At 61.6% G+C, this 14,031-nt stretch carries 10 protein-coding genes and 1 tRNA gene; 9 read left to right on the top strand and 2 right to left on the bottom strand.

The annotated features are described in order from the left end of the window. The 8 genes from ACZ1JV_RS10055 to ACZ1JV_RS10020 all read left to right on the top strand — a co-directional run bounded on the left by ACZ1JV_RS10055 (position 1) and on the right by ACZ1JV_RS10020 (position 9,924). Positions 1 to 1,179 carry a sulfotransferase family protein gene (locus ACZ1JV_RS10055; protein WP_465151444.1) on the top strand — a complete coding sequence of 393 codons (1,179 nt, stop codon included), beginning with the start codon at positions 1 to 3 and terminating at the stop codon, positions 1,177 to 1,179. Continuing rightward, on the top strand, positions 1,179 to 1,988 hold the full coding sequence (locus tag ACZ1JV_RS10050; RefSeq protein ID WP_465151443.1) for a sugar phosphate isomerase/epimerase family protein: 810 nt from the start codon (positions 1,179 to 1,181) through the stop codon (positions 1,986 to 1,988). Before ACZ1JV_RS10055 ends, ACZ1JV_RS10050 begins: the two co-directional genes overlap by 1 nt. A gap of 4 nt (positions 1,989 to 1,992) precedes the next feature. Further along, positions 1,993 to 3,228 carry a DUF1214 domain-containing protein gene (locus ACZ1JV_RS10045; RefSeq protein WP_465151442.1) on the top strand — a complete coding sequence of 412 codons (1,236 nt, stop codon included), beginning with the start codon at positions 1,993 to 1,995 and terminating at the stop codon, positions 3,226 to 3,228. Between the two features lie 118 nt (positions 3,229 to 3,346). Beyond that, positions 3,347 to 3,422, top strand: a tRNA-Thr gene (locus ACZ1JV_RS10040). Positions 3,423 to 3,636: 214 nt separating this feature from the next. Beyond that, positions 3,637 to 4,836, top strand: coding sequence for a tyrosine-type recombinase/integrase (locus ACZ1JV_RS10035; protein WP_465136513.1), 1,200 nt, complete (start codon positions 3,637 to 3,639; stop codon positions 4,834 to 4,836). A 315-nt stretch (positions 4,837 to 5,151) separates the two neighbouring features. After that, positions 5,152 to 6,024: a hypothetical protein gene (locus ACZ1JV_RS10030; RefSeq protein WP_465136514.1), complete on the top strand. Its 873-nt coding sequence runs from the start codon at positions 5,152 to 5,154 to the stop codon at positions 6,022 to 6,024. Beyond that, the gene (locus tag ACZ1JV_RS10025) at positions 6,017 to 9,169 is read left to right on the top strand and encodes a DEAD/DEAH box helicase (protein WP_465136515.1); all 3,153 of its coding nucleotides are present in this window, start codon (positions 6,017 to 6,019) and stop codon (positions 9,167 to 9,169) included. Before ACZ1JV_RS10030 ends, ACZ1JV_RS10025 begins: the two co-directional genes overlap by 8 nt. Before the next feature lie 11 nt (positions 9,170 to 9,180). Then, positions 9,181 to 9,924 (top strand): DUF3223 domain-containing protein, encoded by a 744-nt coding sequence (locus tag ACZ1JV_RS10020; RefSeq protein WP_465136516.1) that lies wholly within the window; start codon positions 9,181 to 9,183, stop codon positions 9,922 to 9,924. A gap of 102 nt (positions 9,925 to 10,026) precedes the next feature. Here the strand turns inward: ACZ1JV_RS10020 and ACZ1JV_RS10015 are convergent, their stop codons facing one another. Continuing rightward, on the bottom strand, positions 10,027 to 10,683 hold the full coding sequence (locus ACZ1JV_RS10015; RefSeq protein ID WP_465136517.1) for a DUF6118 family protein: 657 nt from the start codon (positions 10,681 to 10,683) through the stop codon (positions 10,027 to 10,029). A gap of 4 nt (positions 10,684 to 10,687) precedes the next feature. Beyond that, a complete protein-coding gene (gene traA / locus ACZ1JV_RS10010; RefSeq protein WP_465136518.1) occupies positions 10,688 to 13,516 on the bottom strand; it encodes a Ti-type conjugative transfer relaxase TraA in 2,829 nt (942 codons plus the stop codon). Between the two features lie 170 nt (positions 13,517 to 13,686). Here traA and ACZ1JV_RS10005 point away from each other — a divergent pair, with 170 nt between their 5' ends. After that, positions 13,687 to 14,025 carry a conjugal transfer protein TraD gene (locus tag ACZ1JV_RS10005; protein ID WP_465136519.1) on the top strand — a complete coding sequence of 113 codons (339 nt, stop codon included), beginning with the start codon at positions 13,687 to 13,689 and terminating at the stop codon, positions 14,023 to 14,025. The last annotated feature ends 6 nt before the right edge of the window (positions 14,026 to 14,031 follow it).

The following is a 14,031-nucleotide window of genomic DNA, read 5'->3' as shown; positions in this document are numbered from 1 at the left end:
ATGGCCGACCTGAACGCGCAGCACTTACTGCTTGAAGCGCAGCAAATCACCGGCCTTTCAGACTGGGCGGATGCCAATTGGCCGGACGAGGGCTTCCCCGAACGCTTCGCCCTCGCAGTGGAGCACATCAACGGCATCGCCATGGACGCGGCAGGCCGCGCGGCAGCGGCGGAGAACGTGCTCTGGCTGCTGACCGATCGCCTGCGCTTCTTCGAGGATCGCAAGCGCTTCCCGCTGGCCGATGAAGCGATCGACCGCCCGATGTTCGTCAGCGGCGAACCCCGCTCCGGCACAACGCTGATGCACGCGCTGCTCGCCGTCGATCCCGGAGCGCGGGCACTGCGGTTCTGGGAGGTGATGCACCCCTCACCACCGCCGGGGACTGTCGAGGCCCCCGATCCTCGCATCCCCGCCGCCGATGCCGAATGGCGCGAGATCAATGCGAAGATGCCGCGCTGGCTGCACTGCCACCCCTACAACGACATGCTGGGCGAAGGTCTGCCCGAAGACGAACGCACCTGGGCCTTCGACTTTCGCGTGATGACGCCCACGGCATGGTGGCGCGTGCCGATGCAGAACCTCTCCTTCGGCCTGCCCACCGATCCGCCCGCACAGTACCGCATTCACAAGGCCATGCTGCAAGCGCTGCAATACCGGCGGCCCACCCGGCACTGGGTGCTGAAGGGCTTCCACACCACCCGGCTCGACGCGTTCTTCGATGCCTATCCCGATGCCTCGCTGGTCTGGCTCCACCGCGATCCGGTGATGGTCGCCGCCAGTTCGACGATGATGATGGCGGACATCATGGACGGTATCGTCGGCAAGATCGATCTGGTGAAGGAAGCCCGCGCCCATCTGGAGCGCGTGCGCTGGTCGATCGGCAACACGATGGCCCATCCGCTGGCGAACGATCCGCGCATCCACCACGTGCGCTACCGCGACTTCGTGGCCGATCCGATCGGCGTGATCCGCGATTACTACAAGTTCGCGGACCGCCCCTTCACGCCCGAAGCGGAAGCGGCGATGCGGCGCTATCTGGCCGAGAACAAGGGCGACCGCCACGGCAAGTTCCATTATTCGACGCAAGTGCTGGTCGATGCCGGTTACGACCTCGATGCGCTGAATGCGGAGTTCGCGCCGTTCCGGGAACGCTTCGGCGTAGAGATCGAACAACGCTGATGCACCCGCGCGTCAGCCTTCATCAAGTGGCGATGGTGGACCGGGAGACCGGCCCCTTCCTCCAGTTTTGCTGCGAGATCGGGGTGCAGCATGCCACACTGGTTTCTCCGCGACTCTTGCAGGCGAACGAACGAGATGCTGCACGCGAGGCAGTGCAGCATGGCCGGATCGCCGTGGGCTGCATCAACCATCCCTTCGCGCTCCATCCCGACCTTGAGCGAGACAGCGGGATCGCCGCGCGCGATCTGTTCTGGGTGATCGACATGGCCGCAGAGCTTGGCGCGCCATCGATCTACCTCATCACCGGAGGGCGCGGCGGACTGTCATGGGAACAGGCGGCAACGCGCTTCACCGAACTGCTCGCCCCTTGCCGTGATCATGCCGCTGCTCGCGGCGTCGCGCTGCTGGTCGAGAATGCCTCGCCGCTGACTGTGGACATTCACATCGCGCATACGCTGCCCGATACGCTGCGGCTTGCGCGGCTCGCCGGCCTCGGCCTCTGCGTCGATCTGCACGCCTGCTGGGTGGAGGCGGACCTACGCGAAAAGCTTGCCGAGGCCCTCCCCATCGCCGGCCTCGTGCAAGTGAGCGACCATGTTCCCGGAGACCGTACCACGCCCTGCCGCGCCGTCCCCGGCGACGGCGCCGTGCCACTGGAGGCAATCCTGCGCGACGTGCTGGATCTCGGCTACACCGGCCTGTTCGACCTCGAACTCGTCGGCCAGCGCATAGAGGCCGAGGGCGCCGAACAAGCCTGCACCCGCGCTGCCCACACCCTTTCCGACATTCTCACCCGGCTAGGAGCCTGACACGATGGCATTCGGCGATGGAACCGACGACGCAGCGCTCAAGACGGCGTGGGACACGTTCTGTGAACAGTTGAAGCACGCCGGCATGTCCGCCTTCAAGGACGCCAATCCGGCCAACCCGCTCCAGCGCGCCGACGCCTTCCGGTTCCTGACGCAGAACCTGGGACAAGCCTTCGACCTCGCCCTCGAAACGCGCGATCCGGCTTTCCCGCAAATCCACCGGTTCACCACGCCAACGATGAAACTCGGCGGCGATCTGGCCGACTTCACTTATCGGCAGGCATGGATTTCCGGCGATCACGTCTACCGCCTCAGCGGCCGCCGCGGCACCGCGCGCTGGCTGAACGTGACAGTTCAGGGCCCGCGCCCGGACAAGATCCCGGGCACCGACTGGCCCAGCCTGCACGAACCCTTCGGCGACATTCCAGAGGCCAACCTATTCGGCCACCAGATCGAAGCCAATGCCGATGGCCGCTTCGAAATCACCATCGGCGGCCCTCCGCAGGAAAAGAACTGGCTCCCCACCACACCCGGATCGCGAAAGCTGTTCATCCGGGAGGCCTTCGATGGCTTCGGCGAAACGCCCACCACGCTCTCGATCGAGCGGATCGGCATGGCCACGCCGCGTCCGCTGCCCTCACCCACACAGATGACCGAAGCGATGGGCTGGGCCGGAAACTTCGTCACCGGCCTGATGTGCGACTGGCCCGAACACGCCTGGCTCACCTCGCGCGGGGTCTGCGATCCCGCCGGCCTCAACATGTTCCCAGCGGACAAGGCCGCCAACGACGCCAGCGACGCCAAACGCGGGCGTATGGCCGCGCACATGGTCTGGCACCTGGAACCGGACGAAGCGCTGATCGTCGAGATGGACTGGCATCCCGGCTTCTGGCTGTTCGGCATGGGCGGCGCGCTGATGGGATCGATGGACTTCCTCCATCGCCCAGTCAGCTACACCCCCGCCCGCACGAAAGTGGACGACGATGGCGTGGTCCGCCTGATTCTCGCCCACCAGGACCCCGGCCTCCACAACTGGCTGGACACCCAGGGCTTCTCCGACGGCAACCTCACCTACCGCAACCTGATGAACCAGCAGCCCGCGACTTTCCGCACGCATCGGGTGAAGGCCGCCGACCTGCCGAAACACCTGCCCACAACGACCGCCAAGACCACCCCAGACGAGCGTGCGGCCCTGCTGCTGGAGCGATATCGCGCCATCAAACTGCGCTTCGGGTTGTGACGGACGAGAAATCCAAAAAAGTTCATCGCGAGTGGGTGCAAAGCCCCTTGCGCGATCTTGCGCCGCTCGGTAAAGGCGCCCCCTGCCCATGGCCGGCTTGCCGGTTCACATCAGGCATGCCGCTTTAGCTCAGTTGGTAGAGCACATCATTCGTAATGATGGGGTCACGTGTTCGAGTCACGTAAGCGGCACCACCTTTCCCTCTCAGATCGTCCCAAACGCTCGAAAAAATGGCTGAATTCTGCCATTATTGAGCCTCCCCGGTCTAGGAGTGTGTCAGGCAGTTTCAGGCCATCTTGAGTGAAATGGGGCCACGAAATGGCACCAAAACCTCCTTGAGAGGACTCACACGGATGGCCCACCTGGACGGTCCCCTTACGCGCTTCGACCTTTCGAGGAGAATCGCGCGTGGCACTTACCGAAACCCAAATTCGCCAACTTGAACCTGACGCCAAGTCCTACCAGTGCAGTGACGGTCGAGGTCTCTTTCTGGAGATCCACCCCAATGGGTCGAAGCTGTGGCGCTTCAAATATCGTTTTCTCGGCAAACAGAAGCGCCTCGCGCTCGGCCGTTATCCCGATGTCGGCCTGGAAGGCGCGCGCCGGAAGCTCGACGAAGCGCGCCAAGTCCTCGCCGGAGGCGAAGACCCACTGGCGGTGCGAAAGCTGCACAAGCTCGTCGCCTCCTTCAAAGCCGCCAACTCGTTCGAGGATGTCGCAAAAGACTTTATCGAAAAAATGATTGCCGAAGAGAGAGCGCAGGTAACGACCGACAAAATGGTTTGGCAACTGACGCTGCTGAAACCTATCGCACATCGGCCAATTTCTGAAATCAAGCCACTCGAAATTCTGGCGATTCTGAAAGCGCTGGAAAAGCAAGGGAAGCGGGAAACGGCGCGGCGCTGTCGCGAATTTGCCAGCCGTGTTTTCCGCTATGGCGTGGCGACAGGACGCGGCGAAAATGACCCCACGACCATCCTGCGCGGCGCGCTGATCGCGCCCAAGGTTACTCATCATGCTGCGCTGCTCGACCCGCAGCAAATCGGAAAACTGCTCCGCGACATCGACTGCTATTCCGGCAGCGCAATCACGCGCTTTGCCATGCGGATCTCACCCCACGTCATGTCCCGGCCGGGCGAACTGCGGAAAGCCGACTGGTCAGAGTTCGACTTCGAGGCTGGTGTTTGGACCATCCCCGCTGAGCGCATGAAAATGCGGAAACCTCACCAAGTTCCGCTATCTCGGCAAGTGATCGCCTATCTGCGTGAACTGCAAGAAGTGACCGGGCCGGACGGCTATGCGTTTCCGGCCATACATACGTCACGAAAAACCATGAGCGAAAACACCGTCAACAATGCATTTCGGCGAATGGGTTATCGCAAAGATGAGATAACCGCGCACGGACTGAGGACAACCGCATCGACACTTCTGAATGAGAGCGGCCACTGGAGCGCTGATGCAATCGAACGTTCGCTTGCGCATGCAGATGTCAATGCCATTCGCGGAATCTACAATCGCGGCCGGTATTGGGAGGAGCGTGTTGCAATGCATCAATGGTGGAGCGACCATCTGGACGAGTTGCGCAGGAAGAGCTCGGCTGTCGGCTGATTTCGTATTTGGATTGGGGGCAGGCGACACGCTCAGGCGGTTGCCAGCCACCTCGGCTCCTGACCTCACAAATAATCTTGATGCCGGTCATGCTGACGGCGGCTTCACGCCCTAATCTGAGCGTGGAACGATTTTCACCGAGATGTTGGGAACTTCAATTTCGAACAGAGCAGAAATGGTCACCAACATCGCCTTCATAGGCGAGCATCAAAGGTCCGTACGGATGTTCTCCAATTCATTTAGAATAGATACGATTAGCTCGCACCAGCAGAACATCCGATTGACGCATCAAGTAACTTGTGCGAGCTACCGTCCGTGGGGGATTTAGCCAAACGTTATTCGAAGCACGTCATCACGACGGACGCCGATGATCACCTTTGGGCGGTCGTTCTGGAGTCGTGCGATCTCGACCTTGTCGACGATGGCATGCTGCGTCATGCGGTGGGTGCGATACGTAGCGCATATGGCGAGCAGGAGCTTCGCGATCTCGCAGAGAACGAACCGCTCCTCACCGTCCCAGACCCCGCGGAAGGCATCGGCGGTTTCGAAACCGACCATTTGATCCAAGCATTTCGCTCGTCACTGCCTGATCCTGATGCCGAAGGTGGAAAGCCGGCTCACCTTACGAATTACCGCTCTGAAACCACCGAAATTGTCGCACGTGAGGCACTCAGCGTCGTATTCGACATGGCCACGCCGCCAGCACTTCATGCTACGAAAGGCAATCGCAACCAGCCGATCCTTGGATTCGACGGCTGGAGCGTGATGAACCAGTCTACCGGTGAGCTCGCTTTGGTCCTCATTCAGGTCAAGGGAACAGACGATATCAATCGCCCGCCGAGCCAGGCGGAAAAACTCATCGTGGAATGCGGGAAGGTTACGGCGGAGGTCGGTAAGCTCAAAGGCTTCCTCGTCGCCTGCGCGCTGCGTTGCAAGGGCACAGAATATTGTACGCCGTTGCTCAACATGCTCGTCGAATTGGAGAAAACTGCGAAGGTAGCGAACCTCATGGTGGCGCCAGTCGTCATTAGAGGAGTGGTGCCAGCAGATCTTGAAGATCTGAAATCACTGAGAGGGGCGACAGCAACGTTCGGACATGCCAAAGCGCGCGGCATGAGCCTATCGATCGGTGCTGACCTAAACGAATTCGGCCGCAAGGCAATGGATGCGGCGCGTCAGCATGACTGATGTCGGAAACATTCTCAACGCAAACCATATCGATGCCTTGGTGTCTGCGCTCGATGATGCCGCCTTCCAGGCCGTGCTTGACAGGAATCGCGAACCGCCGAGCGCCGATCTGATCGAGCTTAAAATCGGTGCGCTTTTCGGCTATGAAGAGCTTCTCGCTTCCGTAGATATTGAGTCCAGCCTCTACGGTGCCGAACCGCGTCTGGCCCGGGAGACGTTGAGCGGCAGTCAGCGCGTCTTCGAGCAATGGCAGGCCTATATTTTCGCTGCGGTCGAGCGCCGCCAGGTCGAGATGCGAGACCTACTACTCCTGACCGCGACAGGTCTAGCAGCACGCAGGCCAACTGAATTGCGACAATTGCTCGGTCTAGACGCGATTGGAACGCTGCTCGGCACTCCAGACAACGTTTCTGCATGGCCACTGCGTGTCCAAGCAGCCGTGACTCGCGCACTGATCCTTACGGCACGTCAGCGAGACCGCGTCGATATCGAAGCAGCCCGGACGGTGGTGGAAGAATTGTCTGCGCTGCAAGCAGAGACAGACCGTGAATGGCTAACTGAGGCGCCGCGCGAGGATCAGGCGGCACTGACGCTCCTTTCGCTGTATCATGCAGCACAGGCAACAGTCGTCATCGTCAGCTATCTGCTCGAAGGCGAACTGCGAGGCCGGCGGGGGCAGGCGCTAAACGTAGCGACGGAACTCGAGGTCTTGCTCAGTAAAGCGCGCAAGTATGCCGAACTGTCCTCGGATCCCGAACTGATGACCTGGACGCGGTCGGTGGCACTGATCGCAGCGAAATTACGTTCGGATTCGATCTGGTCCAACGGGCTCAACATTACCGAGAAGATCGACTCACTGATCAAGAACATGAGCACCCGCGAAGGAGCGATCTACAGCATGCTGCCTTCGCAGCAGGAGGCGCTCAGCAGCAATCTGCTCGATCCGAGGCAGGAAGCGGTTGTCCTGCAGATGCCGACGAGTTCGGGCAAGACGCTGATGGCCGAACTCGCTGCCGTGCAAACCGTGTCGAGCTACGCGGACGCAAAAATCGTTTACTTGACCCCGACCCGCGCGCTCGCGACCCAGGTCAAACGGACGCTGGGTGCCGATCTCTCTGATCTCGATATCCTTGTGACAGCAGCCGGCAGCGCATTCGAGGAGGATCCGTTCGAGCTGGCACTTCTCGAGCAAGCCAAAGGCGTCGTCGTCTCCACACCCGAGAAGCTTGACTTGTTGCTGCGAGCGCATGCTGAATGGTTCTCGACCGTCCGCCTCGTCATCGTAGACGAGGCACACCTTCTCAAAGACGGTGAGCGCGGTGTGCGGCTTGAGCTGCTGCTTGCAAATCTTCGCCGGGAACATGCGCACATCCGCCTCCTGCTGCTGACGCCATTCGTCGAGAATGCGAAGGACGTGGCGGACTGGCTGAGCGTGGGGCGTAGCCATGAGGTCGGCGTCCAATGGCGCCCGTCTCGCCTGATTGTCGGCCTTACAAAATTCACAGGACGCGCGGGTACTCGCGCGATCGAGATCGAGTGGAAGGAGCCGCATCGTCCCAACAACGTGATCAGCCCGACGCGTCTGCCTTTAACGCCCGAGGAACGCGAGGAGCTGAAACCGCCCTCGGTACGATCAAACGCGGTAGTTCTATGCAAGCGGCTACGCGCGTTCGGGCCGTCACTCGCGATGTTCCCCGGCTCACGCATCAATGCCGAAGAAGCCGCCCTCGCCATTGCCGCTACCAAGCCAGTGCTAGACCCCCAGGAAGCGCCAGCCGAGTTCAGGGTGGCGCTGGCGCTCGCGACGGCGGATTACGGCGCCAATAGCGATCTCGCCAAATGTCTCTCGCGTGGCGTTGCCTTTCACCATTCAGCGCTTAGCGGAGAGCTTCGGTATCTTGTCGAGCGGCTTGCGGCACTTGGCGTGCTCGATTTCATCGCGGCAACGACAACGCTTGCCCAAGGAATGAATTTCCCGGTTTCCAGCGTAGTGATTCACTCGGTTTCAAAACCATATTCAGGTCCCTTATCGCCCGGCGAATTCTGGAACATTGCCGGGCGAGCGGGGCGTGTCGGCCTTTCCGAGAAAGGGGTCGTCGTTTTCGCGAACCCGAAGCACCGCGATGAGTGGGAGAGGTATACAACCTACCTCAATGAGCGGATCGATTCCGCGCTCACGTCCGCGATCGAGAGAATCGATGAAACGGATTCGATCAAGTGGACATACAAGATCAACGAAGGAATACGCCCCTTTATCCAGTATCTTGGCCATGCTGTCGCCAGCTTGGGCGCGCGCGAAACGCAATCCGAACTCGAGCGGCTTGTGACGGCAAGTTTTGCTGGCAAGTCTGCGAATACGCGAGCCTCCCTTATGCGTCTCGCGCGCCGCTATGTCGCCGAAGTGTCGGGCAAGCAGTCCGGATATATGAAGACTGCCGATCAGACGGGGCTCGCCTCTTTTAGCTTTGACGAACTCTACGCCTCGATCGGTTCCGATCCCGTTCTTGCACGCGGCAATGCTGCCGAAATGCAGGCACGGGAAGGCCTGAAACATCTCATCGATGCGCTCGTCAAACTCCCCGAACTCTCGCTCGCGCTGGAGAAAGGCCATGGGACGATTAACACTCAGTTGGTCGCCGACGTCGTACACCAGTGGATGAATGGCGCTGCGATCCACGAGATCGCGCCATCCTTCAGTGGACAAGATGAGGCGGAACGGATTCGCGAGGCCGGAAAATATGTGTTCGGCAAGGTTTCGCAGACAGTATCTTGGGGCGCGCATGCCTATTTGCGCGGTCGCGACATGCTCGCAAGCGACACGTCATCCCCCAGCGACGAGCGCCGCATGCTTCCAGCCTATATCCAGTATGGCGTGAACGATCCTGGAGCTGTTCTAGCATCGATGTTCGGCGTGCCGCGTCAGGCAGCAACCGGGATTGCGGCGCAATATGTAGCGCGAAACGGCGATCTCCAGCCAGGTGACAACGCGCGTTTTCGCTCCTTTCTGGAAGACAGTCCGGTCGAGATCTGGCGCGATGCCATCGCGGGCTCACGGGTCGAAAACCTGGTGTCTCCGCAGGACCTTCGACAGGTATGGCGGGACGCGCAAGGCCTGCGCACGGCGCGCAGCGCCGAGAAAACCTGAGAGTTATACGGATGCCCAACAAGCCGCTCATCCTTCCCAACGGCAGAGCTTTTGCATCGCGAAGTGCCGCCGAGAATCATTTTCTCGACATGCGTTCGCGCTACGAACTCAACACCCCGATTGATAACCCGGCGGATCATGCAGACCTCTTGGCCCTACTCGAGCGATATGATGAGGCGATTCATGACGGTCCAACAAAGGTCGGGGCGGGCATCGCGCATTTCGAGACCCGGATGAACCGTACAAATGGGGGCAGCAATGTCGGCTTCTGGGCGGTCAGAAACAATAACAGCGAGACCGACTTCAGCATCATCAAGGCGGTAGCGGCCAAGGGCTCAACCGAAGCGCAGCAATTCGCGGACGCGTGCCGGGTCGCGATCGCTGATGACTTAAACGATGCCAAGCGCGCTCATTTTGCGGCTTGGGGGGATGCCGCCGACAAAGTCGAGTGTGAGGCGACGGGCATACTGATTAAGCGGTCAGAGGCGCGAGCGGACTATGTCATCACGCCCATTCGCGACATCGTGCACGGTTTCCGCGTAGCTCAAGGATGGGAGGAACGGCTACCCAACGGCTTGATCACCAAACCAAACGATGCCCAGACAATTACGCAGTTCGACGATCCAATCGCGGCCGCCGCCTTCAGGCGATATCATCATGGTGTCGCGCAGATCAGGATCGTATTGAAAGATGCGCCCGCAGCCAAGCTGCGGGCTGGAAGGTTAAATCCGCCGGTGAGGCCTCTGAAATTCTGACCGACTGGACTGGCCGGTCAGTGACTGAATAACGCCCGTTCAACAGGATCCAATTCCAGCCATTCCAACCTGTGTCGACGGTGATCTCTGGAGGGGGCATTACTACCGAATTTCGCTCCGAGCCCGGCGCAACTTCCGACTGATAACCTTCGCCTCTGCTTGAGATTGGATCGCCGCATTCACCCTCAGCCTCCTCTCCGGATCGGCAACCTCTAAAAGCCGCTCGCCAGCGTCCCACTCAGTTCGCCCAAGCATTGCCGCAGCCCGCTGCTCCGGCCAATGCCAACTCGTGGGCGCCATCCAGGAAATGATGTCCCGACCTGCGCCACCCGCAAAGAGCCCAACAACAAGCGCTGCACTCGCGGCGATCACCATCCACTTGTTCTGAACCTGCCCCGCGCGAGCATCGGCGACGACGATGTTGATGGAAGCAGCAGCCGTTAGAAGTTCGATACGCGCCCGCTCCCAAGCCTGATGATCAGCGAGCCGCCCATCCCTTCCCGCCGCCTCGATCTGCGCAGCGAGGCGCTCCGGCGTCAGCGCCATGACCGGCCGCTCGGTGAACTGCTTCACCGCGCCGCGTACCGCCTGAAACTGTCCCTCGATCTTCGCCAATTCGGGACTGTAATCGCGGGCATGCATCTCCTGAAATTTGACGGCGAGGCCGTCGATGGCGGCGGTAAGCCCTGCCAATCGCTGGCCCATGGCCTCGAACGCAGCGGCAGGATCAAGCTCTTGGGGGGTGTGGATTTCGGTCATCCGATCAGCTTATCCCAAGCCCACGGTCGCGCGAGCGGCCGAGCCATTCCTGGATCTGGTGCGACACCGTTTCTTTCCCGGTTGGTTTCAGCCCCAGTTCGCGGACCCTGTTTCGCAGTAACGACTCGAGCTGCGGGTCGCGATGAAGGCTCTTGGCGAGCTGATCGATTCGCGCTTCTGCCCGCTCCTCACCCAGCTCGTCACCGATCTTGCGCATCCGCATGAGCAGCCGGGTCTGGGTCTGGAACTCGTCGACGAAGCGGTCGGCACGCAAGTCGGCATCGATGCGGATCTCGCGCTCGGCCATCATCGCCTGGATCGCGCGTTTGGTCTGCCCCTTGCCGGCTTCGTCGGCGAGATCGGGGTCCTTGTGGATCGCCGCCGTGAGATCGCGAGCACCGTGCTCGCGCACCTTGTCGAGATGGTTGGCAGCTCGTTCCAACGCCTGCTGCTGAAGTTCGATGGGCTTCAACCCCATCGCCTTGATGCGCAGAATTTCCTGTGCCGCACGCCCATAGCCCTGCACCGCCACCTCGAGCGGCTTCGGCGGCGCGGCAATGACCGGCGCCTTGAGCCTGAGCCCGGCAAAGGGATCGCGCTTGATGGCGATTTCGGCTTGCGGCTCCCGCTTCATCTCGAAGGCCGGGCTGTAGTCGGAGGCCATGTCCTTCGAACGATCCCGGCTCAGCGCGCGGACCAGCTTCGAGCGATCGGCAAAGTCATCCTTGCCATAGTGGAGATCGACCTCAGCCCGGTGGCGCGAGAGCGCCACATAGGCCCCATGCCGATCGAGCCCCGGCGTGGCGAGAACCTGCACCCGGTCCACCGTCATGCCCTGCGCCTTGTGGATCGTCGCGGCATAGCCGTGATCGATGTCAGCGTAGTCCTTGAGATCGAAGGCGACCGATCGGCCATCGTCGAGCATGACCGCCATGCTGAAAGGCGAGACACTGCGAAGGGTACCAAGCGATCCGTTCTTCACCCCCATGCTGCGCTCGTTGCGGAAGAACATCACCCGGTCGCCCACGGCAAAGGCCCGCTCACCGCGCTCAACCTTGAGCGCCACATCCTCACCCAGATCGCCGGCTTCACGCATCTTCCCGCGCGCCGCCTGGTTCAGCTCGCCAACCTCTTCATTGGTGTGAGTGAGGATGATCCGGCTCGCGGTGGGGTTTTGCTGACGATCGCGATCCCACTGCCCTACCAGCGCTTCGCGCGCACCCTCGCGGGTGGCTGCGACATGGACATGCCCCGCCTGCTCATAGGCAAGCACCGCCTCGCCGGTCCGCCCGGTGGCGAGATCGCGGGTTGCCTCGCGCTGCCATTCCTCGCTCTGGCGGCGCACCTGCATGATCTCGACGCTGCCATGGCGCTCGGCAATGCTGCGGAAGGCCGCGCCGGCTTCGATTGCCTGCAACTGCTCGGGATCGCCGACCAGCACGACCTTGGCGCCGCGCTTCTCGGCTTCGGAGATCACGCGCTCCATCTGCCGGGTGCCGACCATCCCGGCCTCGTCGATGACGAGCACCGAGCGATCGGTCAGCAGTTCACGATCCTGCGCCCATTGCCGTTCCATGCTGGCGATGGTGCGCGACGATATTCCCGAGCCGCTCTCGAGGTTTTCCGCGGCAATACCCGAGAGCGCCGCGCCGCGCACCTCATAGCCCGCCGAGCGCCAGGCAGCATGGGCAACGCCGAGCATCGCACTCTTGCCAGTGCCGGCATAGCCGATCACCGAAGAGAGACCCCGGCTATTGGTCACATGCTCGAGTGCTCCGCGCTGCTCGCCGGAGAGAACGAGCCCCCTCGCCTCGGCGCGCGCCAATGCCTTTTCCTGCATGGCCCGGCTGACGCCATGCCGCCGCCCGGCATCGAGCTTGATGGTGGCCTTCTCGAGCCGCTTCTCGGTCTCGATCATCGAACGCGAGGTGAAGCGATCCTCGCCGCGCCCGTCCTTGCCGAGCGCGATCAGCTCGGGCGAGGATTTGACCGCGCCCAAGACCTGATCGAACTGCTCCTTGCCGTCGCTGTGCCGGTGAACGAACTTGGCGAGGTCACGGGTGGTGAATGTCGCCTGTTGGTGGGTGATGGCATCGAGCGCGATTCCAGGGTTCGCGAGGAGCTTCTCGCCATTGGCTCGGGCAATCGCGTGGTGCTCTTCGAGCCTTTCACTCTCCAACCCCTGCCCCGCCATGCGCGAGGCGGCGGGACCGATCTTGTGCTGCGGCTCGAGTTCGATGCCCTGGGCCTCCAGCGAACGGTGATCGATCCGCGCATCGATATCGAGTTCGGCCAAGCGCTGGTTGACGTGGGTCGCCCAGGCTTCGCGCCAATGGGTGAGCAGTTCGGTGCGGTTCCAATCGCGCACCTTGGGACCGAAACCCTCCTCGGTCACTTCACGCATGCCGAGCATCACATGGGCATGGGGCTTGGGCTGTCCGTCTTCGCCAATATCCCAATGCACATTGAGATCGGCGACCATGCCGCGTGCTACGAACTCGCGGGAAACGAAGTCACGGGCCAGGCGAATGCCTTCGGCCTGGTCGAGCTCGCGGGGAATGGCGAACTCGACCTCACGGCAGAGCTGCGCGTCTTTGCGCTTCTCGGCCGCCTCGACATCATTCCACAGCCGCTCGCGGTCGAGCCACTGCTCGGGGGCGTTCTCGGGGAGCAGCACTTCCGAGTGGACCACGCCCGCCTTGTTGGAAAAGTCATGATCGCGCCCCAGCCTCTCGTCGTGCAGCCGCGAGGCGGAACGATAGGCGGCGGCGGCCACCGCCGAGGAGCCGGCAGCGCGCGAAATGACTTTGGCCGAGAAATGGTAGATCGCCATGCGGCGAACCATTTACACTTCAAGCAGCACGTCGGCACGACGTATAAGCGCGCCCTCGAACGATTTCATCGCACTCGGGAACGCGAAATCCCAAGAGATTTCACGCTATTGTTCGGCGCTGAGACTCCCGATAGCTGAACCGTCCGCCTCGATCAAAGAAAGGACGGACGATGCGCAAACCCCGTGACTATGACGCCGAACTCAAAGCGCTTACCGACAAGACGCGGCAACTCAAAATGCGCAAGACCAGCCAGCTCGGAGAACTGGTGAACGCGACAGGAGCCGATGCCCTTTCCGCCGAAGTGCTGGCCGGCGCCTTACTCGACGCTGCCACCACCACGGACGCTGCCAGAAAGGAGGCATGGCGCAAGTGGGGCGCTGCGTTCTTTTCAGGGGCCGGCAAAGGCGCTCGCGCAGGAACTGGCAGCGAGGATCGCAGCAACCTTGGCAGCGCTGCGGCGGAACCAGGCAGCGCGCAACTGCCACTTGGCGAGCCGGGCGCGGCATGATGCTCG

It is taken from the genome of Novosphingobium sp. BL-S-19, assembly GCF_055521675.1.
The sequence above is the reverse complement of the archived record's forward strand: the minus strand, read 5'-3'. Positions and strand labels throughout refer to the sequence as shown.

Excerpts from the sequence above, each read along its gene's own strand:
- ACZ1JV_RS10055 (WP_465151444.1), top strand. The coding sequence starts at position 1 with ATGGCCGACCTGAACGCGCAGCACTTACTGCTTGAAGCGCAGCAAATC.
- ACZ1JV_RS10050 (WP_465151443.1), top strand. The coding sequence starts at position 1,179 with ATGCACCCGCGCGTCAGCCTTCATCAAGTGGCGATGGTGGACCGGGAG.
- ACZ1JV_RS10045 (WP_465151442.1), top strand. The coding sequence starts at position 1,993 with ATGGCATTCGGCGATGGAACCGACGACGCAGCGCTCAAGACGGCGTGG.
- ACZ1JV_RS10025 (WP_465136515.1), top strand. The coding sequence starts at position 6,017 with ATGACTGATGTCGGAAACATTCTCAACGCAAACCATATCGATGCCTTG.
- ACZ1JV_RS10020 (WP_465136516.1), top strand. The coding sequence starts at position 9,181 with ATGCCCAACAAGCCGCTCATCCTTCCCAACGGCAGAGCTTTTGCATCG.
- ACZ1JV_RS10015 (WP_465136517.1), bottom strand. The coding sequence starts at position 10,683 with ATGACCGAAATCCACACCCCCCAAGAGCTTGATCCTGCCGCTGCGTTC.
- traA (WP_465136518.1), bottom strand. The coding sequence starts at position 13,516 with ATGGCGATCTACCATTTCTCGGCCAAAGTCATTTCGCGCGCTGCCGGC.
- ACZ1JV_RS10005 (WP_465136519.1), top strand. The coding sequence starts at position 13,687 with ATGCGCAAACCCCGTGACTATGACGCCGAACTCAAAGCGCTTACCGAC.